Source organism: Planococcus soli (assembly GCF_016881065.1).
Lineage (GTDB): Bacteria > Bacillota > Bacilli > Bacillales_A > Planococcaceae > Planococcus > Planococcus soli.
In genome coordinates this window covers 44,582-68,158 of the sequence record NZ_WXYN01000015.1, presented here as the reverse complement: position 1 = coordinate 68,158, position 23,577 = coordinate 44,582, and the positions used below count along the sequence as shown (strand labels likewise).

At 46.3% G+C, this 23,577-nt stretch carries 19 protein-coding genes and 1 riboswitch; of the genes, 2 read left to right on the top strand and 17 right to left on the bottom strand.

All coding sequences use genetic code 11. From position 1 onward, the window contains the following. Nucleotides 1–18 precede the first annotated feature (18 nt). From GJB59_RS07660 to GJB59_RS07650, 3 genes are all read right to left on the bottom strand, one after another. Nucleotides 19–1,476 (bottom strand): glycosyltransferase, encoded by a 1,458-nt coding sequence (locus GJB59_RS07660; RefSeq protein WP_142830348.1) that lies wholly within the window; start codon nucleotides 1,474–1,476, stop codon nucleotides 19–21. Continuing rightward, nucleotides 1,473–2,519, bottom strand: coding sequence for a hypothetical protein (locus GJB59_RS07655; protein WP_142830351.1), 1,047 nt, complete (start codon nucleotides 2,517–2,519; stop codon nucleotides 1,473–1,475). The genes GJB59_RS07660 and GJB59_RS07655 overlap by 4 nt, the downstream gene beginning before the upstream one ends. 175 nt (nucleotides 2,520–2,694) lie before the next feature. Next, on the bottom strand, nucleotides 2,695–3,564 hold the full coding sequence (locus GJB59_RS07650) for an amidase (RefSeq protein WP_142830353.1): 870 nt from the start codon (nucleotides 3,562–3,564) through the stop codon (nucleotides 2,695–2,697). A gap of 46 nt (nucleotides 3,565–3,610) precedes the next feature. Then, a riboswitch (cyclic di-GMP riboswitch) is annotated at nucleotides 3,611–3,698 on the bottom strand. A gap of 125 nt (nucleotides 3,699–3,823) precedes the next feature. Here GJB59_RS07650 and mgtE point away from each other — a divergent pair. Together mgtE and GJB59_RS07640 are read left to right on the top strand one after the other, a co-directional pair. Further along, on the top strand, nucleotides 3,824–5,182 hold the full coding sequence (gene mgtE / locus GJB59_RS07645) for a magnesium transporter (protein ID WP_142830355.1): 1,359 nt from the start codon (nucleotides 3,824–3,826) through the stop codon (nucleotides 5,180–5,182). A 77-nt stretch (nucleotides 5,183–5,259) separates the two neighbouring features. Next, a complete protein-coding gene (locus GJB59_RS07640) occupies nucleotides 5,260–5,664 on the top strand; it encodes a DUF4395 domain-containing protein (protein ID WP_142830357.1) in 405 nt (134 codons plus the stop codon). A gap of 53 nt (nucleotides 5,665–5,717) precedes the next feature. Here the strand turns inward: GJB59_RS07640 and GJB59_RS07635 are convergent, their stop codons facing one another. From GJB59_RS07635 to GJB59_RS07575, 14 genes are all read right to left on the bottom strand, one after another. Continuing rightward, on the bottom strand, nucleotides 5,718–6,998 hold the full coding sequence (locus GJB59_RS07635; protein ID WP_142830359.1) for a glutamate-5-semialdehyde dehydrogenase: 1,281 nt from the start codon (nucleotides 6,996–6,998) through the stop codon (nucleotides 5,718–5,720). Nucleotides 6,999–7,027: 29 nt separating this feature from the next. Beyond that, nucleotides 7,028–7,798: a glutamate 5-kinase gene (gene proB, locus GJB59_RS07630; protein WP_142830361.1), complete on the bottom strand. Its 771-nt coding sequence runs from the start codon at nucleotides 7,796–7,798 to the stop codon at nucleotides 7,028–7,030. A gap of 442 nt (nucleotides 7,799–8,240) precedes the next feature. After that, nucleotides 8,241–9,488, bottom strand: coding sequence for a TerD family protein (locus tag GJB59_RS07625; RefSeq protein WP_142830363.1), 1,248 nt, complete (start codon nucleotides 9,486–9,488; stop codon nucleotides 8,241–8,243). 129 nt (nucleotides 9,489–9,617) lie between these two features. Continuing rightward, complete coding sequence (locus GJB59_RS07620; protein WP_142830365.1) at nucleotides 9,618–11,054, bottom strand: carbon starvation CstA family protein; 1,437 nt, start codon at nucleotides 11,052–11,054, stop codon at nucleotides 9,618–9,620. Nucleotides 11,055–11,336: 282 nt separating this feature from the next. Continuing rightward, nucleotides 11,337–12,338, bottom strand: coding sequence for an HAAS signaling domain-containing protein (locus GJB59_RS07615; protein WP_142830367.1), 1,002 nt, complete (start codon nucleotides 12,336–12,338; stop codon nucleotides 11,337–11,339). A gap of 15 nt (nucleotides 12,339–12,353) precedes the next feature. Then, nucleotides 12,354–12,479 carry a hypothetical protein gene (locus GJB59_RS19190; RefSeq protein WP_268951316.1) on the bottom strand — a complete coding sequence of 42 codons (126 nt, stop codon included), beginning with the start codon at nucleotides 12,477–12,479 and terminating at the stop codon, nucleotides 12,354–12,356. 132 nt (nucleotides 12,480–12,611) lie between these two features. Next, nucleotides 12,612–13,256 carry a DUF4352 domain-containing protein gene (locus tag GJB59_RS07610; protein WP_142830369.1) on the bottom strand — a complete coding sequence of 215 codons (645 nt, stop codon included), beginning with the start codon at nucleotides 13,254–13,256 and terminating at the stop codon, nucleotides 12,612–12,614. A 35-nt stretch (nucleotides 13,257–13,291) separates the two neighbouring features. Beyond that, complete coding sequence (locus GJB59_RS07605) at nucleotides 13,292–14,719, bottom strand: alkaline phosphatase (RefSeq protein ID WP_142830371.1); 1,428 nt, start codon at nucleotides 14,717–14,719, stop codon at nucleotides 13,292–13,294. A 148-nt stretch (nucleotides 14,720–14,867) separates the two neighbouring features. Continuing rightward, entirely contained in the window at nucleotides 14,868–16,073 is a 1,206-nt protein-coding gene (locus tag GJB59_RS07600; RefSeq protein ID WP_142830455.1) for a multidrug effflux MFS transporter, read from the bottom strand. A 659-nt stretch (nucleotides 16,074–16,732) separates the two neighbouring features. Next, nucleotides 16,733–17,806 (bottom strand): branched-chain amino acid aminotransferase, encoded by a 1,074-nt coding sequence (locus GJB59_RS07595; RefSeq protein ID WP_142830373.1) that lies wholly within the window; start codon nucleotides 17,804–17,806, stop codon nucleotides 16,733–16,735. Nucleotides 17,807–17,954: 148 nt separating this feature from the next. Continuing rightward, a complete protein-coding gene (locus tag GJB59_RS07590; protein ID WP_142830376.1) occupies nucleotides 17,955–18,569 on the bottom strand; it encodes an NUDIX hydrolase in 615 nt (204 codons plus the stop codon). A gap of 97 nt (nucleotides 18,570–18,666) precedes the next feature. After that, on the bottom strand, nucleotides 18,667–21,819 hold the full coding sequence (locus GJB59_RS07585; protein ID WP_142830378.1) for a DEAD/DEAH box helicase: 3,153 nt from the start codon (nucleotides 21,817–21,819) through the stop codon (nucleotides 18,667–18,669). A 189-nt stretch (nucleotides 21,820–22,008) separates the two neighbouring features. Continuing rightward, nucleotides 22,009–23,067 (bottom strand): tRNA 2-selenouridine(34) synthase MnmH, encoded by a 1,059-nt coding sequence (gene mnmH, locus GJB59_RS07580; protein WP_142830380.1) that lies wholly within the window; start codon nucleotides 23,065–23,067, stop codon nucleotides 22,009–22,011. Between the two features lie 149 nt (nucleotides 23,068–23,216). Continuing rightward, the gene (locus GJB59_RS07575) at nucleotides 23,217–23,384 is read right to left on the bottom strand and encodes a hypothetical protein (RefSeq protein WP_185960127.1); all 168 of its coding nucleotides are present in this window, start codon (nucleotides 23,382–23,384) and stop codon (nucleotides 23,217–23,219) included. Nucleotides 23,385–23,577: the final 193 nt, after the last annotated feature.

Sequence of the window (23,577 nt, the reverse complement as noted above, 5' to 3'; positions counted from 1 at the left end):
TTTTTTATAAACTGTCCACTAAATGGGGCGCGGATCATACAGGCTTCCTTCTTTTTGTTCGTCATCGGAGAATACACCTTTGCGTTCCATGTCTCCCCATACTGATTTTTTCTTGAAGGCGTAAAACAAGCCTTGGACCCGCCAGAAGTTCATCAGGATCCGATACCAGAATGTCTCAGTCAACGCATAGACGTAAAGGACGAGTATGCTTCTGACGGTAGGATATTTGTGATAGGTCCACTCTTCCAGCAGTACGGCAAGTGCGGACAACAAGGAGCCATACAACACCATCACCAGCAGCATGATAACAGCAATGTCCGTTTCAATGAAGGAAAAGGCAAAGCCGCCGATAATGATGAAATAACCCATTACTTCAAAGACCGCGCTGAGCAATTCAATAAAAACGTAATAAGGCATCGAAAACATGCCGATTCCTCTGTATTTCGGATTAAACATCATCCCGCGATGCGTCCACAACGTTTCGGCAAGGCCTCTTTGCCAGCGGATGCGCTGTGCACGCAGGGAAGCAACCGTGCTCGGTGCTTCGGTCCAGCAGACCGGATCCTGGATGTATTCAATCCGCTGTTTTGATTTTTCGTCTTTGATGGATCGGTGCAACCGGACAATCAATTCCATGTCTTCACCGACTGTATCGGTTTTATAGCCCCCTACTTTGATGACCCGGCTTTTCTCAAAAACCCCGAACGCTCCGGAAATGATCAACAGGATATTAACTCGGCTGAAACCAAGACGGCCGATCAGAAAAGCACGGAAGTATTCGATAATCTGCATGACTTCCAGCGGTTTTTTCGGCAATGCTACCTGTTCGATGACACCGCGGTTGATTTTGCAGCCATTGGCAATTCTTACAGTCCCGCCTGTCGCTGTCACCATCCCACTGGAATCAACAATCGGTTTCATGGTCTTCAGCAAGGCATCCTGCTCGAGGATCGAATCGCCGTCAATCGCTGCAAAATACGGATATCGCGAGAAATTGACGCCTGCATTCAAGGCATCTGCTTTTCCGCCATTTTCTTTTTCAATCAAAAATAGATTAGGATGAAGAGACGAGCGATAAGCCCGTTTGATTTCCCCCGTTTTAAAATGGGTCCGAATCGCCAATTCAATTGGTTCCATCTTGAATTGGGCCATCACTTTTTCGCTCGTCTTATCTGTCGATCCATCGTTGACTACAATGATCTCATATTGAGGATAATTCAAATTCAATAAGGAACGGACCGTACTGGCTACTCCCGCTTCCTCGTTATAGGCAGGAACCAAGATGGAAATCGGATAGGTGTCTTTATTGATCGACATCTCCTCAATTTGTTCCTGGCGGTTCAACTTTTTCTCTTTGCTTATTTTGGGGCTGGCGACCAGAAAGAGTACCAAGTAAATTGCGCCGGCTGCGAGCATATAGCCGATTATTGCCCAGGAAATAATTTCGATGAATAATGTAATTCCGGTTCCACTCATGTGAAGTTTGCACCTTCCCTTGTCAGCATATGTTTAGCGATATCCCTCGCATACGCATCTGCGTGATCAGTCGATACCTGCTCAAGCACATGGTTGCCGCCTCTGAAGACTTTGAGATTTTCAGCTCCTGCAAAACGGACCCACCAAATATTGTCCGACAGCAAATAGATCAAATTTGGCTTGTATTGCTCAAAATGGCAGGCGCCTGTCAGCTTAGCGGCATACATTCGCTCTTGCCAGTGTTTTGAATCAAAGAATCCGGAAAGAATAGCAGGGTCTGTCATTTTCTTATAATTGCACAAGCTGCTCATGGCCTTCAGGCGGACTTCCTTGCGTTCGTCCAGTAATTTCTTTTCGACAAACGGAAAAATCATGTCAATCTGGTGTTCTCCACTGAAACTGATAAAGGCATATAGCATATTCTCCGAGATATCCTCTTTTGATTGCATCCGCCCTAGTGTCATCTTCAATAAATCCTCATCCAAACGGTACAGCAATTCCTTTATCATGCCAAATGACAAGTCTTTGCTTTCGACGGCTGCATCCATCAGCCGCACTTCCTGCAATGTGGCGCAGACACGGATGCACTGGCGAAACTCTTCATCCCGTTTGCCGATTTTTGCAAAATGCTGATAGACATCTTCCTTTAAAGAAAAAAGCCGGAAATCCTCGATAAAGTATAGTGCATTGATGCGTTCTGCCCAATTTCCTTTTTTTAAGGTACGACGGTAATGCTCCGCTAAATGCTTGTCTGCCAGGATATGAATCGCTGTTTTCTGCTCCTCCTGCAAATCTTCAGCTAAAAATTCATCGAGCATCCTTTCCATAAGCTTAAAACGATTGCGCTTGGCTGCAGGCAAAGAAGGCTCGGCCTGCTGCGTCCCTTTAATATACTGCTCGAATTGCGGCTTTAAGATTACCATCATTTTTCTTATTTCATTTTCTCGGGCTAAGTTTTTCATTTTCCAGCCAATCAGCAAAGCCAATATCAGCAATTGGATCCCCAACAAACTAAAGACGACCCATATAAAAATTTCGATCATCAACAACTCTCCTTTTTCAGAAGCCTACTTTATCAACTTTTATATATCCAAATATTTTTAAAAAAATTTAAAAAATGATAATTTATGGATATTATATCATGTCCAGCCGTTTTTTACTCATAGAAAAAACAGCAAGGTTGAGCCCAATCGGACAACCTTGCTGTTTACCGTCTTTTTATGGAGCCAGCGTTTTCCAGCTGTCCACGTGGTGGATCGCGATGCCGCCAAATCCTTTTGCGCCGGCGTAATGGGCGGATACTGCAGCGAGCTCACCTTCCATAAAGGCTTCTCCTTCTTCGTAGAAAGAAATGGCATCCCCTTCATCGGTTTGGCCAGTTTCAACGCCTACTACTACTGCCTTGCCATATTTTTCTCCATAAGCAATTTCGTTTTTCACCAGTTCCGTAATCATAGCGGCCGAATCCCGGTAAGCCATCAAGGTGACGCTGTGCGTATTCGCGATTACCCATTCAGCGAGTACACCTTTGCCATAAGTATTTTTATAGGAAATTTCATCGAACCAGAAAGGAAGATCAGCTTCCAGCGGCAAGTTCAATGCAGCCGTGCTGGATTTGGCTTTTGTCAGCAGGGCTTGATAAGACTTGATGGTCGCTGCCCGATTGGTGTTCCAGCCGCTGTACAGATAGGGCTCGACATCCAGGTGAACTCCGGCAAATCTTTGGGCCGGAGCAGCCCCTTGCTGATAAGCCGATAACCAGGACATCAACCGATCCTGTTTAGCAAAACCTTTCGGCGCTACCCAATCAGCAGCTCCGTCAAGTGCGTAGATGGCCATGCCGGCAGCTCCCGCTTTTTCGATAAAACTCTGATAAACACTCATCGGAATATCGGCATCAATCTGCACATAGACCTTGTTGACATCTTTGCTTTCCAGAAATGCCAGCGTACCCGCTTCATCACTGTAGATCATCCATGGATTCCATAGCCAGGTGGCTTTAACATCCACCTCAGCAGCTTGTGCATCAAAACCACTTTGTGTCAGCATAAACAACAACCATACACCCGCCATCATTAATTTTTTCATTTTCCGTATCCTCCCGTTCTGTCGGCCGTGGCTCACAGAACGAGACCCAGGCAACCTGACAACCTTGCGTTTTTCAACGGTTAGGCTCATGGCTTTGCGTCCTTCCCTTTCGGTGAAGTTTGCCTTTTTCAGATTTCCATTATTATATGTCAAATAATTCAATTCTACCATCTTTTTTTTTGCCCTTTTCAAACACAGAATTTAACGCAATAATCAACAATAGGATTCTTGTATTTCCCGAACGGAAGGAGTGAACGAAATGTCCATAGCATTACGTGAAGACGAAATCACGTTGGCTTTGATCAAGTCTTTAAAAGAAAGCAAAGTAAATGAGTTTCAGGACATCCTGGACGAACTCCAGCCATATGATATGGCCATCCAATACCGTCACCTGCCGGACAAGCACCGCAATAAATTCCTGCTGTTTCTGACAATCCGCCAGTTGACGGAAGTGATGCAGGAACTCTCCAAAAACGAGCAAATCGATATTCTTCAAAAATTAGGGCTGGAAAAGTCCGCTAAAGTTCTTGACCGCATGGACAATGACGATTTGGCACTACTGTTGGCCGATCTGGAGCCTGAACGAATCGAAGAACTCCTGTCGCAGATCAACCAGGACGACTCCCGATTTGTCCAAAACACCATGACTTATCCCCCTGAAACTGCCGGACGTTTGATGAATAACCGGTATGTGTGGATTCCGCGCCATTACACCATTCGGGAAGCCGTCGATAAGATTAAGCATTTTGCCGAATTGGCGGAATACCTCAACTACCTGTATGTCGTAGATGAAGACAAAAAGCTGGTGGGTGTCGTGTCCTATAAGGATTTGATCCTTGGAAACCTTGAGGACAAAATCGAAGAAGTCATGTACAATCGCGTCGTGAAGGCCGATGTCTTGACCGATCAGGAAGATGCGGCTCAATTGATCAGCCGCTATGACTTTGTCACGCTGCCGATTGTGGAAAAAGACAATACCCTCGCCGGAGTCATAACAGTCGATGACGTCATCGATGTCATCATGCAGGAAGCAAACGAAGACATTGAAAAACTGTCGGCTTCAGGTAAATCGATTGACTTCAACACTCCAGCTTTGACGGCAGCCTATCGACGCTTGCCTTGGCTGATTCTCCTGCTGTTCATCGGACTGTTTTCCGGCGGCATCATCAGCCGCTTTGAAGATACACTGCAGACGGTGGTCGCTTTGACCTTCTTTATGCCGATGATTGCCGGCATGACCGGAAACACCGGAACCCAATCCCTGTCTGTTGTGGTGCGTGGACTGGCGTCACAAAAGCTGGATTTTAAACAGACCATCAAGCTGGTCATCAGGGAATTATGGGTCGGCATCATCATCGGCGCTATCTGTTCTGTGCTCATCTTACTGATCGCTTATATATGGCAAGGCAATTTCGTATTGGGCATTGTGGTTGGCGGCTCCTTGCTGATGACCTTAATCATCGGAACATTAGCCGGCACAATTATTCCGCTCATCCTTTACCGGTTGAATATTGATCCAGCTGTGGCATCCGGCCCGTTAATTACGACCATCAATGATATTCTGTCCCTGCTGATTTATTTCGGCATGGCCACTCTGTTCATTTCTCAGTTGATGTAATTCGTTGTTTCAAGCAATACTCTTTATTCCCAGTAAGTTACTCGGTATAATAGGTGGAAATCCCAGGAGGCGAGTGCATGACAATCCCGAAACCCCTTGTCCAAACCAATCAAGCTTTTATCGTCGTTACTGTGTTAGCGGCGCTCTTGCTCCATCCAGCCATTCTGCTATTGCCGTTTGCTGTTGGAGTCTATACATTGATGACAAAGAAAAATCCGGTGATCCAATTCAGCCGGCGCTTTTTGAAAAAGCCGATGGCAGAATACCAGCAGGAAGACAAAGATCAACAGCTGTTCAACCAGTGGATTGCGACCATTTGTTTAGGACTGTCGCTCGTGTTTTTCACACTCGGCATTCCGCTTCTTGGCTATGCTTTCAGCATCATGGTCATTATCGCAGCAGGAGTTGCACTTATGGGCTATTGCATCGGCTGCACCATCCGTTACCGCTATATGATGTGGAAACACAATCGAACAGCATAAAGCTAAAAAGACCGGAAGCAATGAGCTTCCGGTCTTTTCTGTTTATAACAAAATCATTGTTTTATTTGTCCGTTGCCGCGCACAATGTACTTTGTTGACGTCAATGCAGGCAAGCCCATAGGTCCGCGGGCATGGAGCTTTTGTGTGCTGATGCCGATTTCTGCGCCAAAGCCGAATTCAAAGCCGTCCGTAAAACGAGTCGAAGCGTTGTGATATACAGCTGCGGCATCAATTTCCATAAAGAATTGATCGACATTTTCAGAGTTGGAAGAGATGATCGCTTCTGAATGCTTGGTTCCATAGGTGTTGATGTGATCGATTGCTTCACCCACGCCATCAACGGTTTTCACCGCCACTTCCAGACCCAAATATTCAGTTCCCCAATCCCCTTCTACTGCAGGTATTACATTAGGAGAGAGTTTCTGTACTTCTTGATCACCATGAATTTGCACTTGCTGTTCCTGTAATGCTGCCAACAACTGCGGCAAATGCTTTTCAGCCCAAGCTTTATGGACCAGTATGCTTTCACAGGAATTGCAGACTGAAGGCCGCTGGGTTTTGGCATTCAAAGAAATGGCAATTGCCATTTTCACATCCGCTGTTTCATCGATATAATTATGGCAATTTCCTGCCCCTGTTTCCAATACCGGTACGGTAGAGTTTTGGACGACAGTCTGAATTAGTTTCGCCCCGCCCCTAGGAATCAGCACATCCAGGTATTGATTCAGCTTGAACATATGCGAGGCCGCTTCTCTGCTGGTGTCTTCCAGTAATTGCACCGATTCGACGGGCAGGTCGGTTTTCTCAAGCGCACCACGAATCACAGAAACAATGGCTTTGTTGGAATGGATCGCTGTGGAGCTGCCGCGCAGTACTACTGCATTGCCGGTTTTTAGGCATAGGCTCGACGCATCAACTGTGACATTCGGCCGCGCTTCATAAATCATGCCGACCACACCTAAAGGAACACGGATTTTGGACATTGTCAGACCGTTCGGCCGCTCCCACTTTTCCAGTACTTCACCGACCGGGTCTGCCAGCTTGGTCAATTGAATCAAAGCATCCGCCATATCCTTTAACCGCGATGGATCCAATTGAAGGCGGTCCACTAAGGATTCACTCATGCCGTTTTGCCGTCCCGCTTCAACATCCTTGCTGTTTTCTTCCAAAATATAAGCTTGCTCTTCCAATAAGTGCGCGGAAATAGTGCGCAAAGCATTATTTTTTTGTTTGGTTGTCGACTTGGCCAGCACTGCTGAAGCCTGCTTTGCTTGAATCGCCTTTTGAAGAAGTTCACTTTTTTCAGTTTGCTGTTCTTGAAGAAGTTCCGTCATTCCTGATACCCCTTTCGATTTTCCCTTGCTCAAACACCCATTTTCGCTTTCACACCGATATAGGTTCCATCACCTTTGCCTTGAAAAATATCCACCAGTTTTTCACTGCCCGTTCCAGAACCGATAAATACTTGAACTCCGAAAGCCAATGCAGTCCGTGCCGCTTCTACTTTTGACTTCATGCCGCCTGTTCCAACAGTCGAGCCGTCTGAGGATGTCGCATCCACTAGTTCATCGGGGATTTCCTGAAGATGAAGGTATTTTTGAGCCTGTGGGTTGGTTCTTGGGTTTTCCTGATAAATGCCGTTGATATCTGTTAAAATCACCAGGAAATCTGCGTGGACAAGGCCACTGACTAATGCCGACAGCATATCATTATCGCCAAATGTCAGCTCTTCCACTGAAACAGAATCGTTCTCATTGATAATTGGCAGGACGTTTCGTTCCAATAGCTTGGAAATGGTCGCATTAGCATTTTTGTAGAGGTCTTTCGTTAACAACAGCTGTGCAGCCACGATGCTGTGTTTCTTGCATTCGTCTGCGTATGCTTGAAGCAACAGGCTTTGGCCAACTGCTGCCGCTGACTGTTTATCGACGACCGTATCCGGACGCGATAAATAGCCCATGCCCGTACATCCTGCAGCAACTGCTCCAGATGAGATCAATATCACTTCATGCCCATGTTCTTTTAAGCGAGCCAGTGCATCCACGTGCTCACGCAACTTTTCTATCGACAGTGTGCCATGCTCATCTGTCAACGAGCTGCTGCCTATCTTCACAACAATTCTTTTCTTCTCCACGTGCAGTCACCACCCGATTTTAATAAATAAAAAAGTTCTTCCTTTTCATTAAAAGCGGAAGAACCTTGCCTCCGTGACTTTATTTGCTTATTTTTTCGCCGAATCCGTTTAATAGAGTTATTATGCACTGTTTTGTATTTTAAGTCAATTCAATAAACTATTTTTTCCTACATAAAAGTATTTTTAATAATTCAATATACGAAATAAGTGAATATTTATGCAAAGTGATGAAAAGTAAATAGATGTTTTTCAGTCTATCAGCCGCTTTTGGGAGATGCTCGCAGAATAAAGTTCGGATTATTCTATATAAAAAGAAAATTTTTGATGGAAACGCCAGTCTATCACATATGCTTTAATCGGCATACAGAACTTTAGGTGGAAAAGCGGCTGAAAACTTAAAATAAAAAAGCATGGATTCAGGAATCCACGCTTCATTCTTCGCTTATTTAGAACCTGCGCTCCAGGTCATTCCCCAGTTGAAAGCTTTGTCCATTTCCCGGTGTCCTGAAAAATACTCGACCACTTTTTTGACACTCAAGGTTTGATTTTTTTCATTTTCAATCAGCGCAATGGCACACATCCGCTTGCCTTTGCGGTGTTCATCCAAACGGACCTCGACATCAGGCCCGCTTTTTTGTTTCAATGTGACAATTCCGTCCACTTCTGCCCAATTGGCTGCGCCTTCGTAAATAAAAGCGTAAACCAAAATCCGTTTGAATTTCATAAGCTGGTCTCCATTGATCCGAAGATTTTCCCCGCTTTTGGATGTACCTGTCCGGTCATCGTGGTCCAGTGCTACATACGGCAGCTGCTTTAAGTTTCCGAAGGCATTACCAAGCGCCTGGACAACTCCTTTGGAACCATCCTCCAACTCAAACAAACAGCCCAAGTCCAAATCCACCGAATTGCTGGCATTGAGGATTGATGACAAAAAGCCACCACCTGTTTTTTGTGTCCAGTTCAAGTTGACAACGATTTCACCTAATGGCGAATCGGTTTTGCTCAAGTTGATCTTGTCCCCTGCCTTTTTCAGCTCCACCTTCTTCAAGTTGACCGAAGCGGGCTTGGGGCTGGCTGCTGCCGTTTTTACAGGAGGGCTTTTTTTGGTGAAGGTGTCTGCCGGCAGCTCAAGATTAAATTGCTTGCACAGCTCTCTGATGTCTCCCGAAACACTTTGGCCAATTGCTGAAAACTTCCATTCTCCATTGTGCAGGTAGACTTCTCCTGCTAACAGCGTCAAATCCGCATTAAACTCTTTGCCTAAATCAAATCTGCATAGTTCTTTTTTCGTTTGGTCATCTTCAATTCGAACAAAGGCGTTTAACACTTGCCCGAAACTTTGTTTTTTAGCGGCTCCGTCATAAATTGTGATTGCGATGGCAACTTTTTTGATGTCGGCCGGAATTTTTTCCAGATCAATGGTCAGCTGTTCGTCATCCCCTGCACCCGCTCCGGTTTGATTGTCCTTTGTCAGCTGAACTGCTGTGCCGCCGCCAGTCAGGTTATTGTAAAAAACCAGATTTTCTTTCCCGGCAACTTTTCCTTGTGCATCCACCAGCAAAGCCACTGCATCCAAGTCAATCGATGAATCTGTCTGGCTGATATCCCATCCCAAGCCAATCTTCAACTGTTTTAATCCGGGATGCACTTTTGTTAAATCCACTTTTTGCCCTTTGATCAATACCACCATTTGTTTTTCCTCCTCGAATAAAATATTAGTTAATTTAACTATACTGTAAAATTATCCTATTTCCACTCAATCTGCTGCTTTTCACAAAAACAATCCCGCCAGTTTTACCAAGCGGGATTGCGCGGTCTTTTATAGCGGGCGATAATCTGCCTGCAGCTGCTTTAAGCTTCTGTATTTCAAAATTTGCGCTACATACCACAGCAGCACTACCAAAGTAATGCAGGCTCCGATAATGGCGGAAACCTGGTAATCCATGTTCAATCCTTCTGGTGCGTAAAAGATGTACATGGATACGACTGCTGTCATGAAGATTGCAGGAACTCCAGCTACCCAGTGGAATTTAAAGTTCTTCAACAAATATACTGCAGCTGTCCACAGCATAAATGTTGCCACCAGCTGATTGGTCCAGCCAACATATCTCCACAGGAACGTGTAGTCGATAGTCGCCATATAGAACGTTGGAATCGCCAGCGGAATGGTTACCAGCAAAACTTTTACTTTGCCTTCCATATTAACGAATTTCGCGAGGATATCTGTCAGGATCATCCGTGACGAACGAAGTGCGGTGTCACCTGTTGTAATTGGCAGGATAATTACCCCGAAGATGGCCAGCAATCCGCCCATCGTACCCAGCAAGGAAATCGAGATTTCATTGACAACGCCAGACGGGCCACCAGCTGCAAGTGCCGCTCCAAGTCCATCCGTGCCGTTGAAGAAAGTCATGCCTGCTGCTGCCCAGATCAAGGCGATGATGCCTTCGATGATCATGGCTCCGTAAAAAATCTTGCGGCCGTCTGTCTCTTTTTTCATCGTCCGTGCAATGATGGGGCTTTGCGTGCTATGAAACCCTGAAATCGCGCCGCATGAAATGGTCACCATCAATAATGGCCAAATCGGCAGATCCCCTGGATGCAGGTTGGCAAACGTCAGGTTCGGCATCGGCTTCCCAGAGAAGACCAAAGCAACTGCTACAGCAACCGCCATGAACAATAAAATCGCGCCCAACAGGGGATAGATGCGGCCAATCACTTTGTTGATCGGCAAAATAGTCGCCAAAATAAAATAGAAGAAAATAATAACTAAAGCTGTCATAAAATTAAGCGGCGTAATTTGCGCAATCAATTGTGCAGGACCTGCAGTAAAAGCTGCAGTCACAAGCAGCATCAAAACTAGCGACAAGCCGTTGATAAATACTTTGGCGTTCTTGCCCAAGTATTTCCCTACCAATGTCGGGAACTGTGCACCTCCGTGGCGCATGGACATGACTCCCGAAAAGTAATCATGCACCCCTCCGGCAAAAATACAGCCAAAGACGATCCAGACAAATGCAACAGGACCATACAAAGCTCCGGCAACTGCTCCGTATATCGGTCCAAGGCCGGCAATATTCAATAATTGAATCAGGTTGCCTTTCCACCAGCTCATCGGCACAAAATCCAATGTGTCTGTTTTGGAATAAGCCGGGGTCAGCGTGTTGTCATCGACTCCAAATACACGCTCGATAAATTTTGAATAAAATATATAACCTAAAATAAGTAAAACTAAGGCAGCGAAAAAAGTAATCATATGGCGTTTCCTCCTGATGTCGTGTTATATGTATAAATTATGATAACATGTATTTTCAATATATAAACATAATATTTAGAAAAAAACAAATATACTGTAAAATAACTATATCAAATACCCAGAAACTAGCTTCACTGATTTTATGTACCTAGATAGGAACTTTTTCACGCGCTTTGAATAGTATTTTAGAAGAAACGGCTAATAAAATATTATTCTTTAATCGTTTTTTGACCTCTCAAAAAGCGCACAGGGAAAGTTTCTCCCGTGCGCCTGTGATTTTTTTCAAATTCTTGCTTTTCGGATGCCTTGTATGGCGTCAACTGCTGAAGAAATAATTACGACTACCACTATGCTGCCGATCAGCCAATTGAGAGCAGATACCCCGCCGAACACATCCTCAAGTCCTTGGCGGAATGCCTGATTGATCAGGTTGGAATTGGTGAAGACCAGTACAAATACCAGAACGGATGTGAGCTGCACAAAGCTGTTGAACAACGCTAGTTTATTGGTCCATTGCACGGCCCGCCACTGATAGGCAGCCAACGTAATTTCAAGTACCACTACCAGGATGATCAAAGGCCAATAGGAAACCAATACTTCCTGATTGAAGATGGGCGTCGTAAACTCCAGGCCGCCCTGCTGTCCTTCCTGGTAAATCCCGAGCAGCTTGTCTGCATTAAAGTACACCGTCGTCCAGATTGCTGTCCAGATCAGGCTGCCAAATATTTGGCTCCTTGGAATTTTTTTATTTTTCGAGATATGCGGCCGCTCTGGAAACTCTCTCAAGCTATCCGGTGTCCATTCTTCGAAATTCAGTGCAAGCGGCCTTTGTGATTTTGAATGCTCAGCCCGCTCCACAATTGCCAGCACCAGCGTCAGCCAGAATATAGCCTGAATCACCGTGTTGATGATTCCAGAAATGATTCCTCCAACTAAATCTCCAATGATGGTGAAGACCGGCTCTTCTCCTGCGCCTGATACAATCGTGACAATGAGGATAATAATGGTGGCCACCGTTATGGCAATCGGGAGAATGAGCTTCAACAGCTGAAGATAAAGATCATAATACCGGGGACCTATCAAATACATCGGCTTCTCGGCATAGCGGCTTGCCAAAACAGCGGGATGGCCCAGTTCGGAAAGAATGTTTTTGACGTCCTGTTCCGAGTAATCTTCCGGCAGCCTCGCTTCAATCATCGACCTCAGTTCCACCTCAACTTTGCCCCGCCTTTTATCAGGAAGCCTTCTCATCACTTCCTTGACATACAGTTCAATCAGCTTCATGGAAAACACCTCCCTCTACGATTCCCTAAAACTGCCCGCCGCCTTTTGCTGGCTCTTCTTCGCCTGATCGCTGTCCCAATAAGCAATGGACGGTTCGTTTTCCTCGAACGTGCTCTGTTCTTTTTCTGCTGCATTAATCATACAACGTAATTTCTATTTTAAAAATAGAATTCATTTTATTTATTTGATTATTCTGATATCTATATTGCAGTTTGTTTAGAAACGCAAAAAAGCAGGCTCATGTCAATGAGCCTGCCGAGCTTCAGCTGCTGATTATTCGAAAGCTTTATCGAATTCCAATGCTTCTGCTATTTTGTTATCCTCGTTGTCATAGACATCGCTTGTGGTGATCGTCATCGAGTCAAAGCTGCCTTCTTCAACAATAAATCCGATATTACCCCGCTTTGTTTCGCCGGCAGCAAGTTCGCCGTTCAGTTCTTCCAGGTAAATATCATCTTCCCAAATCTTCAGTTCCTCTGCAGCAGTTTCCAATAAGGCTACTGGCGCAAAATGCAGCGGTTCATCCGAAGTATTCGTAATTTCCACGAACATTTTCACGACTTCAAACTCCTGGTCATGCGTATAAGAATGGAAAAAATCAATCAGGCTGTAATCGGGCTTTAGCTGAAGAATTTTTGATTCTTCTACAGTCAGCTCAACAGGACCAACCTCATAGGTTTCCTCGTCCATGTTCACCGCTTTGACTGCAGCTTCTCCTTTAGCATCCCGCTCTTTTTGGCCGGCTTCCTGCAGCAAGCGGTCATCTGTCACTTGCGGGCTTAGTACATAGTCTTCGTAATACTCCGGAATATCATTTTGGCCGGAGGCAGCCGATGCCACTACCGTTGAATCTGCCTGTTCCGAACACCCTCCAAGCAATAATGCGGAGAGCGCCAATAAATAAAGAGTTTTTTTCACGTCGGTACCTCATTTCACTGCTGTTTTATGCTGTCTTACTTATCGTCTATTTCCACTTTCGCTTTCAACAAATCAAAGATGATTTTTGCGTGGTCGGTGTTATCGAGCTGTCCTGCAAATTTATCGCTTGCTGGACCATAGGCGTAAACAGGCACATCTTCTCCTGTATGGCCGCCAGTTGTCCAGCCGGTATGCGAACGTTTATCGAAAATCTTCTCAATGGAATTGTCGATGGCTGTGTACTCGCCGCCCTCTGCCGCTTTTTTCACAGCATCAATTTCTTCCGTTGTCAGGTCAAGGTCAATATACTCAGCCAAAGTTTCCTCCACGCCGGCGCCGCCGACGATTTGTTCAGCCATGAAATCTGGTGTACGTTTTGCCGCTTTGATCGGCTCTCCGAACCAGTTGTAGATGCCGTCAGCGCCGATGGAAAAACCGCCGGTCGAATGGTCAGCTGTTGCAACAACAAGCGTATTGCCGTCTTCTTCTGCAAACTTGATCGCTGCCTGGAATGCTTTATCGTAATCCTCCATCTCGCTCATCGCAGCCACGATGTCGTTGTCATGTCCTGCCCAGTCAACTTGGCTGCCTTCTACCATCAGGAAGAAGCCTTCATCATCTTCCGATAACCGGTCAATGGCCGATTCCGTCATTTCCGCCAATGATGGCGTGCTGTCGTCACGGTCGATCATTTTCGGCAGACCAGCCGGTGCAAACAATCCGAGCACTTGCTCGTCATCGTTGCTTAACAACTCGTCACGGTCTGTGACATAGCTGTAGCCGTCTTTCTGGAACTCCTCCGTTAAGTTACGGTCACTCCGGTCAAACAAATCGGTTCCCCCGCCCAGAAGAACATCGACTTTGTGTTCGCCATCGATCAACTCGTCATAATAGTCATCTGCAATTGCATTCATGTTTTTTCGTGCAATGTCGTGTGCCCCGAAAGATGCCGGGGTCGCATGTGTAATTTCAGAACTTGCAACCAAGCCCGTTGCCTTGCCTTTTTCTTTTGCTGCTTCAAGGACTGTTTTTACTTCACTTTCATCGTTATCAACGGCGATGGCATTGTTATAGGTTTTAATGCCGGCTGCCATTGCTGTGGCAGCTGAAGCCGAATCCGTGATGTTTTGTGCAGGATCTTCCGGATAAGTCGATTGCTGTCCGACCAAATACGAATCAAAAGACATGTCTTCAACCATTTTCGTGGAAGCATCGTCTTTCAAGTAACGGTAAGCGGATGTATAAGATGTTCCAACTCCGTCGCCAATCAGGAAAATGACGTTTTGCACTTCGTCTTTTTTGCCGCCTTTTCCTTTGCCCTGGCTATGTTCGGGTGCTTTCCCTTGGTTCTTGCCGGGAGCATGTGCGTCAGCTGATGGAGCAAAAGAATGGATGCCTGTCAGAGCCACTGCAGAAGCTAAAGCAATCGGAAGTACTTTCAATTTCAAATTTTTATGTATCATTTTTTTCCCTCCAGTCATTTGATGAACAAACTCAGTGTAGTGTTCTATTGTTAAGCGTTGATGAGAAATTTGTTTAGCTTTTGTAAACTGGCAAAAACAGGTATTTTTACGCAATACAAAAAGCCCAGAATAAATTCCGGGCTTTTGATTACTTGACAGTTGATTGAGTTGTATTTTTCGCAAGAAATATATATGCCAGCAAGGCAATGGAGCACATGATGAAAATGACCAGCCCCATTGGAACTGCCGTATCTTCTCCTGCAATCCCTACTAATGGCGCAGTCGCTGCCCCAAGAATAAATGGCAGCAGGCCGAGCAATGCAGAAGCACTTCCAGCTACATGGCCCTGGCTTTCCATGGCAAGAGTGAAAGCGGCTGTCCCCACTACACCAATCGATGTGATAAAAAAGAAGATGGGGATGACGACTGCCAATAAAGGTCCATCCAGCAAAACTACAGCCAATAACACAGCACCGGCAGTTGTGGCTGTATAGAGCGCAGTTTCCAAAAACCGTTTTTCAGACCAGACATGCGAGAAGCGGCCGACAGCGTAACTGCCGATAATCAGTCCGATGCCGTTCATTCCGAATAGCAGGCTGAATGTCTGCGGCGATACTCCATACACATTCTGATAGATGAAGGGCGTACCCGACACATAAGCGAAAACGCCGCCGATCAGAAAGCCTTGCGCCAACGCATACCCTGTAAATTGGCGGTTTTTTAAGATTCCTGCAAAATTGCTGAAGGTTGCCTTCAGATTGCTTGGCACCCGTTTTTCAGGCGGCAGGCTTTCCTTAAGACGGAAAGCTGAAACAAGCAGCAGAATAATCCCCAGAACCGTCAGCACCAGGAAAATCCCTCTCCAGTCTGCAAACAGCAGGACTCCACTGCCGACAGAAGGCGCCAGCAACGGCACGAGGTTGTTGACAACCATCAACAAAGCAAACAATCTTGTCAATTCTGCTCCATTGCTAACATCCCGCACAATTGCCCGGGAAATAACTAATCCGCCAGAAGCTGCAAAACCTTGCACAAAACGCAGAAGAACAAATATGTAAATGTTCGGAGCAAATATACAAGCAATCGATGCCACGATGTAAGCCACCAGGGAAATCAGAAGCGGCTTTCGTCTTCCTTGCACATCGCTAAGTGCACCCGTGATCAATTGGCCAAGTGCAAGTCCAAGCAAACAAGCAGTCAAACTCAATTGAACAGATGTCGCATTGGTTTCATAGACGTCTGCAAGAATTGGAAAAGCCGGCAAATACATATCGATCGTAAAAGGAATCAAAGAAGTCAGTGCACCCATCAGCAAAATAAAATGGACGCGTTTTAAACCAGTCGAGCTTTCCAATATTTTCACACCTTCTTTTCTATTATAAGTTGACCTAAAGAAATCAGCTTTGGCCGGGTCGAAAGGCTAAGAGCCTCACATAAGAAATGCACTCAAGCATTCAAATCTAATTCGATTTGCGAAATATCCATTGCATAACAATACCTATATAAGTTGAACTAATGATCTTCGCCTGTTGATATTCCACAAATCAGCTCCGCTTTCCTACGGGCTTGCGCCGAAATCCCGCGGGAGTCTCCGCTGATTTGCTCCATATCCTTTATGATTACAGTGAGAAAACAAAGGCTCACTTCGAATTCACTCTATTTCTTAGCGCCGGCGCGCCCAGGGGCTAGACGAAGCAAGAAGACGGGCGCTCTTTGCCTGGCTTCTTGCGGGAGCTATGCCCAAAGCGTCCGAAGCGTTGTGTAAAAGCTAGATTCTTTAGTTCAACATATATAGTAAAAATAATTAGTGCAACTTATTCAATTCATCCAAGACTCGGTGTTCTTCTTTGCAGTAAAATTAACGTTTTCTAACATAACATAAAAGCTTCTGCATTTCTTTAAATATGTTCTTTCTTATCCCCATTTTTAAATCTTAAATTCAATAAGACAACTAAAAACCCACGGCTGACAGCCGCGGGCCCAATCAATATGATTAGTCGTATTGATTTTCCTTTACTTCACTTCCACAGTCCACCCGAGTGTATCTTCGATTTTTCCTGTTTGGATGCCCGTAATGGTATCGTACAGCTTTTGCGACAATTCACCGATTTCGTGGTTGTTGATGATCATCTTCTTGCCTTGCCAGTTAAGTTCTCCAACTGGAGAAATGACAGCGGCCGTACCGGTTCCGAAAACTTCCTCTACGTGGCCCGCTTCGTATGCTTCGTATAGTTCATCAATCGAAACGCGTTTTTCGGTTACGGTAATTCCCCATGTCCCCAGCAATTCGATAATGGACATGCGGGTAATGCCTTTTAAAATGCTGCCGTTCAGCTCAGGCGTTACCACTTCTCCGTTAATTTTGAAGAAGATGTTCATGCTGCCGACTTCTTCAATGTATTTTTTCTCAACGCCATCCAGCCACAGCACATCCGCATTGCCTTCTTTCTTGGCACTCGCCTGCGCCTGGTAGCCGGATGAATAGTTGCCGGCTGTTTTGGCCATACCGGTTCCGCCTTTTACAGCGCGGGTAAACTTATCTTCCACGTGAATGACAACCGGCTGAAGGCCGCCCGGGAAATAAGAGCCTACCGGCGACAAGATGACCATGTATTTATACGTTTGAGACGGTCCGACTGCAAGATTTGCATCTGTTGAGATGATGTAAGGACGGATGTACAGAGAAGTTCCCGGTGTTTTCGGAACCCAGTCTTTTTCGAGCTTGATCAATTGCGTCAAGTGCTCCAAAGCCTGCTCTTCATCGATTGGCGGAATGCTCAGGCGCTCGCTTGAAAGGTTCAGGCGCTCAAAGTTTTTCTCCGGACGGAACAACAAGATGCGTCCATCTTCTGTATGATAGGCTTTCATGCCTTCGAAGACCGTTTGGCCGTAATGGAAAATCATCGCTGCCGGATCTAACGTAATTGGTCCGTAGGGAACAATCTTCGGATCATACCAGCCTTTTTGCGTTTCATATTCCAAAATATACATATGGTCTGTAAACGTCGTCCCGAATGGCACCTGGTCTTTCACAGGCTTTGCTTTTTTGCTGTTGTTCTCAATAACTTCAAGTTGATGCGTCGTCATCGTCAGGACTCCTTTTTTGTGGAAATAATTTTAATTATCAGTAATGTGAATAATTATACACGTTCCTACTATCCTTTAAAAGCTTCTCCGTTCCACAATTCCGAAATTACGATAAAAGGCCTGTTCGTTTCCAAAACAAAAAGACCATTCAGCGAATGATCTCAATAAAGTGTGCAAGAATTTTGGCGGTAAGGCCCCAAATAACTTTGTCCTCAAAAATGTAGAAGTGTTCATCTACTTGACGCGTCCGCCAATTGTAATTTTCCCCTCCGGCAATCAAATCGTACGGAAAGCTTTCCTCCGGCTGGATATCGAAATTGATGCGGTATACTTTCGGCTCATTTTCCAGGAAAAAGGACAAAGGCACCGTAAAGATGCTGTCGACTTCCGGAGGATTGGGCACAAACTTGGCATCCTGCTCGATAACGCCGGCAAAGGTGTAGACAATCATGCCAAAAGGCGAAACAATATAGTCCAATGGAAAAATATCCGAAATTTCGGCTCTGCTTATCCCCAATTCCTCAATTGTTTCCCGGACTGCGGTGTCTTCTTCCGTCTGGTCCTCATAATCAATCCTGCCTCCAGGAAAACAGATTTCACCGGGCTGGTTTCTTAAGTCATAGGAGCGGACTTCAAAGAGGACATGAATTTCTCCGTCTTTTTCAATTAGGGGCAAAAGAATTGCATATTTTGAAAAATCCTTGTTTCCCAATACATCGGGAATCCGGTTTTTCACTTTATCCAGCATGCTTTTCGGATCCATATCAGCACCTCATCTCTTTCATCCATCTTACCAAACCCGGCGCAATAATTCCTTTTCGGAAGAGGCCATCTGCAGTCCGGCAGCCGAAATAGGCAGTCTACATCGTCAAAATTTCCCGTATGTCATCGGCCGTCATCGCTTTCAGCGGTTCTTCCCCTGACTGGATCACATCATCGATCAAATTCTTCTTTTTCATCTGCAGTTCATTGATTTTTTCTTCAATGGTGCCTTTGGCGACGAGCCGAATGACTTGGACTTCTTTTTTCTGCCCCATGCGATGAGCCCGGTCAGCGGCTTGCTGTTCGACTGCGGGATTCCACCAAAGGTCATATAAGATAACCGTATCGGCTCCGGTCAAATTCAGGCCGGTCCCGCCAGCTTTCAGGGAAATCAAAAACAATTCTCCTTGCCCTTCATTGAAACGGCGGCAGAGGTCCACCCGCTCTATCGGCGGTGTCTGGCCATCCAGGTAAAAGTAAGGCACACCTTCTCTTGCCAATTGATGGCCAATAATGCCAAGCATTTGCGTAAATTGTGAAAACACCAGCACACGCCGGCCAGATAGGCGGCATTCCTCTACAAGCTCCATCAGCTGATCAAATTTGGCGGACCCGCCATCATAGCCTTCGACAAACAGCGCGGGATGGCAGCACAATTGGCGCAGCCTCGTCAGCCCTGCCAGAATCCGGATACGGTTTTTCTGAAAACTGTCTTTGTTCAGGTGCTTTAGTGCATCCTGTTTTAATTCGGCTAAGTAAGCCGCATATAATTTCTTCTGCTCTTTTTGCAGCTCCGAAAAATGCATCGTTTCCACTTTATCCGGCAGCTCGGTTAAGACATCCGCCTTGATGCGGCGCAGGATAAACGGGCGGACCCGTTTTTTGATGCTGTCGCGCCTCATTTCGCTGAACAGCCGGCGATTCGGCAGCAGTTCCGGAAACACCACATTGAAAATCGACCACAATTCATCCAGCGAATTTTCGATTGGCGTGCCCGTCAGTGCGAACCGGTAATCCGCCTGAATGTCCTTGACCGCTTTTGCCGTTTGGGTAACTGGATTTTTAAAAGCCTGTGCTTCGTCCAAAAACAAACTGTGGAAACTGTGGTTCCGGTACAGCACCTGGTCCATGCGGAGCGATGGATAGGAAGTGATGACCACATCCAAGCCTTGTGTTTTTTGGATGGATGCGGCTCTTTGTGTTTTATTGCCATCAATGATTGCGGCTTTCACGCTGGGTGCAAACTTCTCCAGTTCATTCAGCCAGTTGTAGACAAGCGATGAAGGGGCGACTACCAGCACAGGCTTCTGCAGTTTGCGAATATTCGGCAGCACCGAAACGATAAAGGCAATGCTTTGCAAGGTTTTGCCGAGCCCCATGTCATCAGCCAAAATTCCGCCGAATTTATACGTTGCCAGCAGCTTGAGCCAGCGGAAACCGGCTTCCTGGTAATCACGCAGCACCCCATTCAAACTTTCCGGTATATCAGTTGCCAACTCGTCCGGTTGAGTCAAGTTTTGCAGCAAATGAGCAAAATTGGCACCTGGATCGAGCAGTTGCCCGTCATCCAACGAAGCTGCCAAATGCAGCCCATGGATCAGCGGCACCCGGATTTCCTCACGTCCGAAATTAGCCGCAGTGACATCCAATTCACGCAGGAAATCGCTTAATTCCATGAACTCAGCTGTCTCGAGCGACATTAACGTACCGTTAGGGATCCGATAATACGGCCGCTTTTCTTCTAACGCTTTCAAAATCTTTTTGATTTCCGCTTCCGGAACGTCCTGAAGATCAAAGCGGAACTCCAGCCAGTCGGTGCGCTCGCTGATTTCAACTTTCACTTTCGGACCACCGTAACTTTTTTGAACACGCAGCTTAACGGCAGTCGTCGCATAAATCTGCATCAGCTCTTCCAGTACGGGAATCACGTGGTACAGAAAATGGTATTCCAATTCTTCGTCCTGCATATAGAAGCCGCCATCAGTTTGTATAAAGGCGCTGTCTTTCATGATCCGCAGGATTTCCTGCTCCTGCTGGCGCTGCCGGCGAATCCCCGGGTAATGGCGGAAGTCGTCTTCCGGTTCTTCACAGGGATTGATGACCAAATGGCCATAATGGAATTCCACCCCGGCCAGCAGCCGGTGTTTGATGCGGTCAAGATACAATTTAGCGCGAAGAGGGGTTTCCACCAGCCGTTCGGCTACGGCATCGGCAATGTGAACTTTTCCTAAACGCTCCAGCCCTGGGACGACCGTAGCCATGAAATGGTCCATGTCCTCTGCCGGAATGAGCAGCTGATCACTGGATCCCGGCAGCAATTTCTTCAGTTCCACCAGGCGCCGGGTATCTTCTTCAGCCAAATAGACCAAGGCACCGTCTGCAGCAGCCATGTCGTATGCTTTCAGAATGAGCACACTCTCCAACCCTTCAACGTCCAGCCGAAAGCCGCCCAAACGGTTTTGATCAAAATGAAAAGACAGCGGCAGCTCTTTTTCAATGCGGAGGCCTTCCGTAATCCGTCCCACACCGACAAGCTTAACGTTAGGTGAAGCCTGCAGCAATGGCAGAAGCCGCTCCCAATCTGAAGCAGCCAGGACCAGCATGTCTGCCTCTTCTCTCTTTCCAGCCCCTGTCATCCGTGTTTTTGCCAAGTAAGTAAGAACCTTTTCGTTTTCTTCCTGCAGGCGATGCTGCGGTGAATAGTGGAAGGCCGGTGATTCTGTATAAGAATCTTCCATCTTTACGGCCGCCAGAAAGTCGGCAATATTCCCTATGGCTTCAAGTTCCTCTGTTCCAACTGCAAGCCGCAGACCGAGCACATAGCCTGCTCCATCCAATGGGACCGGCAGGATGCTGAATTCCACTTGAAGCGTTTGGCGCTTGTCAAAATACTGCCGCCTGCCTTTTGCGCCTGCGGTTTGCCGCGCAAACACATCCAGCATTTTGGTAGTGGGGTTTTCGCGTTGCTGCATATCATCAATGGCCAGCAAAACACCGGCAATGTGATGGCAGTAAGTCTTTACAAAACCGACCGGCGGACAGCTGCAGGAAGCCAGGACTTCTCCATCAGATTCCTGCCTGACGCTGACATGGAATTCATTGCGCCCGGTAACAATGCCTTTGATGAGCCGGTCTTCATTGGCATCCGGCATCAGACGGATTTTGCCGGCCTGAATAAAAGCACGGCCTTTTTTGTAAGCAGCCTGCCCGCATAATTTTTTTATTTTTGTTTCATTAAGTGAAAAGTTCATAAGGGCAGTTCCTTTCTAAGATGGCTGAATCCTGGAGACAATGGCGTAGGGTTTGTCGGTTCCCTCCATTATCTCTGACTGCGTGCAGCTAATCAACTTCGCTACTCGCTCATCAATGGTGAAGAAAGAAAATCCCTTCAACACGAAAGTTGAAGGGATTTTCTGTACGTGAAAAATGATTTTTTCAGTTTAACCCACATTGCCTGCCGGAGACTTCTCAATCTCCGGAATCTGCCTCTTGATCGCTTCAATGGCTTCTTCCAAGTTTTGGACCTGCAGCATCTTTTTTTGCTGATCCGGGTATTGAAGGCCCGTATGCTTGTAGCGGGAATCGTAATAATACTCCAGCAGCAAGCGCACGGCAGAGTCGAATTCACCGGTTTCCAGATCCGATTCGATCTGTTTTGAAATATCTTGCGGCATCCGTGTTTTGATCCGTTGGAAGGCGGCGATGCATTCGGCCTGGTATTCCACGGGACGGTAATCTTCGATAATTTCTTTGATTCGTTCCTCCATCGGCATATCAATGATAAGCTGGACGCTGTTGGCTTTCAGTTCCGTCACCCAATTGGGGATGACCACTTTGCCAATCCGCGCACTTTCCGCTTCAAACAGCACGAAAGGCGCCTTTTGGAGTTCACGGAATTGCTGAACGAACAGCGAATCGAATTTTTTTTGGTTGTTCGGCTCCACGCCGATATGGCCGAAAATCGATCCTTTGTGATTGGCCAGCCCCTCCAAATCGATAACAGGGTAGCCCTGCTTTTCCAAGGCTTTTAAAATTCTTGTTTTGCCTGTTCCGGTCAAGCCATTTAATACATACGCTTTAAAAGGAGCTTCCGGCTGCTCAAGCTGATTGATGACCCATCTGCGGTATTCACGGATCCCGCCCTCCAGCCGGTTGACGTGAACGTCCATCAGCGACAACAGGGTGGCGGTTGTTCGGCTGCGCATGCCGCCGCGCCAGCAAAACACTGTTTTATTGCCCTCAATCTGTTTAAACTGCCGAACAAATTCGGGCAACTTAGCGGATATAATTTCAAGACCGCGCACTTTGGCTGCTTCTACACTTGCCTGTTTATAAAGAGTGCCAATCTCGGCACGTTCTGCATCATCAAAAAATGGAATATTGATGCTCTCGGGAATCGAGAAATTTTGAAATTCGGATGGCGACCTGACATCGATCAGCACCATCTTTTTCTTTTCACTTAAAGGAATCAATTCTTTTACTGTAATATCAGTGAACATCCATTTTCCTCCAAACACGCACTTGTTTTAACTATTTTATAAGTATACACCCATCCCGAACGCTTTTCGTTTTTAAGTGCTTATCTATAGGAAGTGCCCACTCTCTCTTTTCCATTTTATCAGTCAAAGTTATTTCTATATATTTTGAACTAATGATTTTCGCCTGTTGATATTCCACAAATCAGCTCCGCTTTCGGGCCCGCAGGATGCGGGTCATGCAGCTGGCGCGGCAGGACGTCGCGGTGCCAGCTGCCAAGGGCTTGCGCCGAACTAACTCGGGCTCTTGGCCCGAGTGGATTTCTTGTATGCCGCTGCATCGCTGCGCTGCTCCCTTGGGAGTCTCCGCTGATTTGCTCCATATCCTTTATGATTACAGTGAGAAAACAGAGGCTCACTTCGAATTCACTCTATCTCTTAGCGCCGGCGCGTCCAAGGGTAAGGCGAAGCAAGAAGACGGGTGGCCAAAGCGATGGGAAAAAGCTGTTTTCTTTAGTACAACATATATAGTAA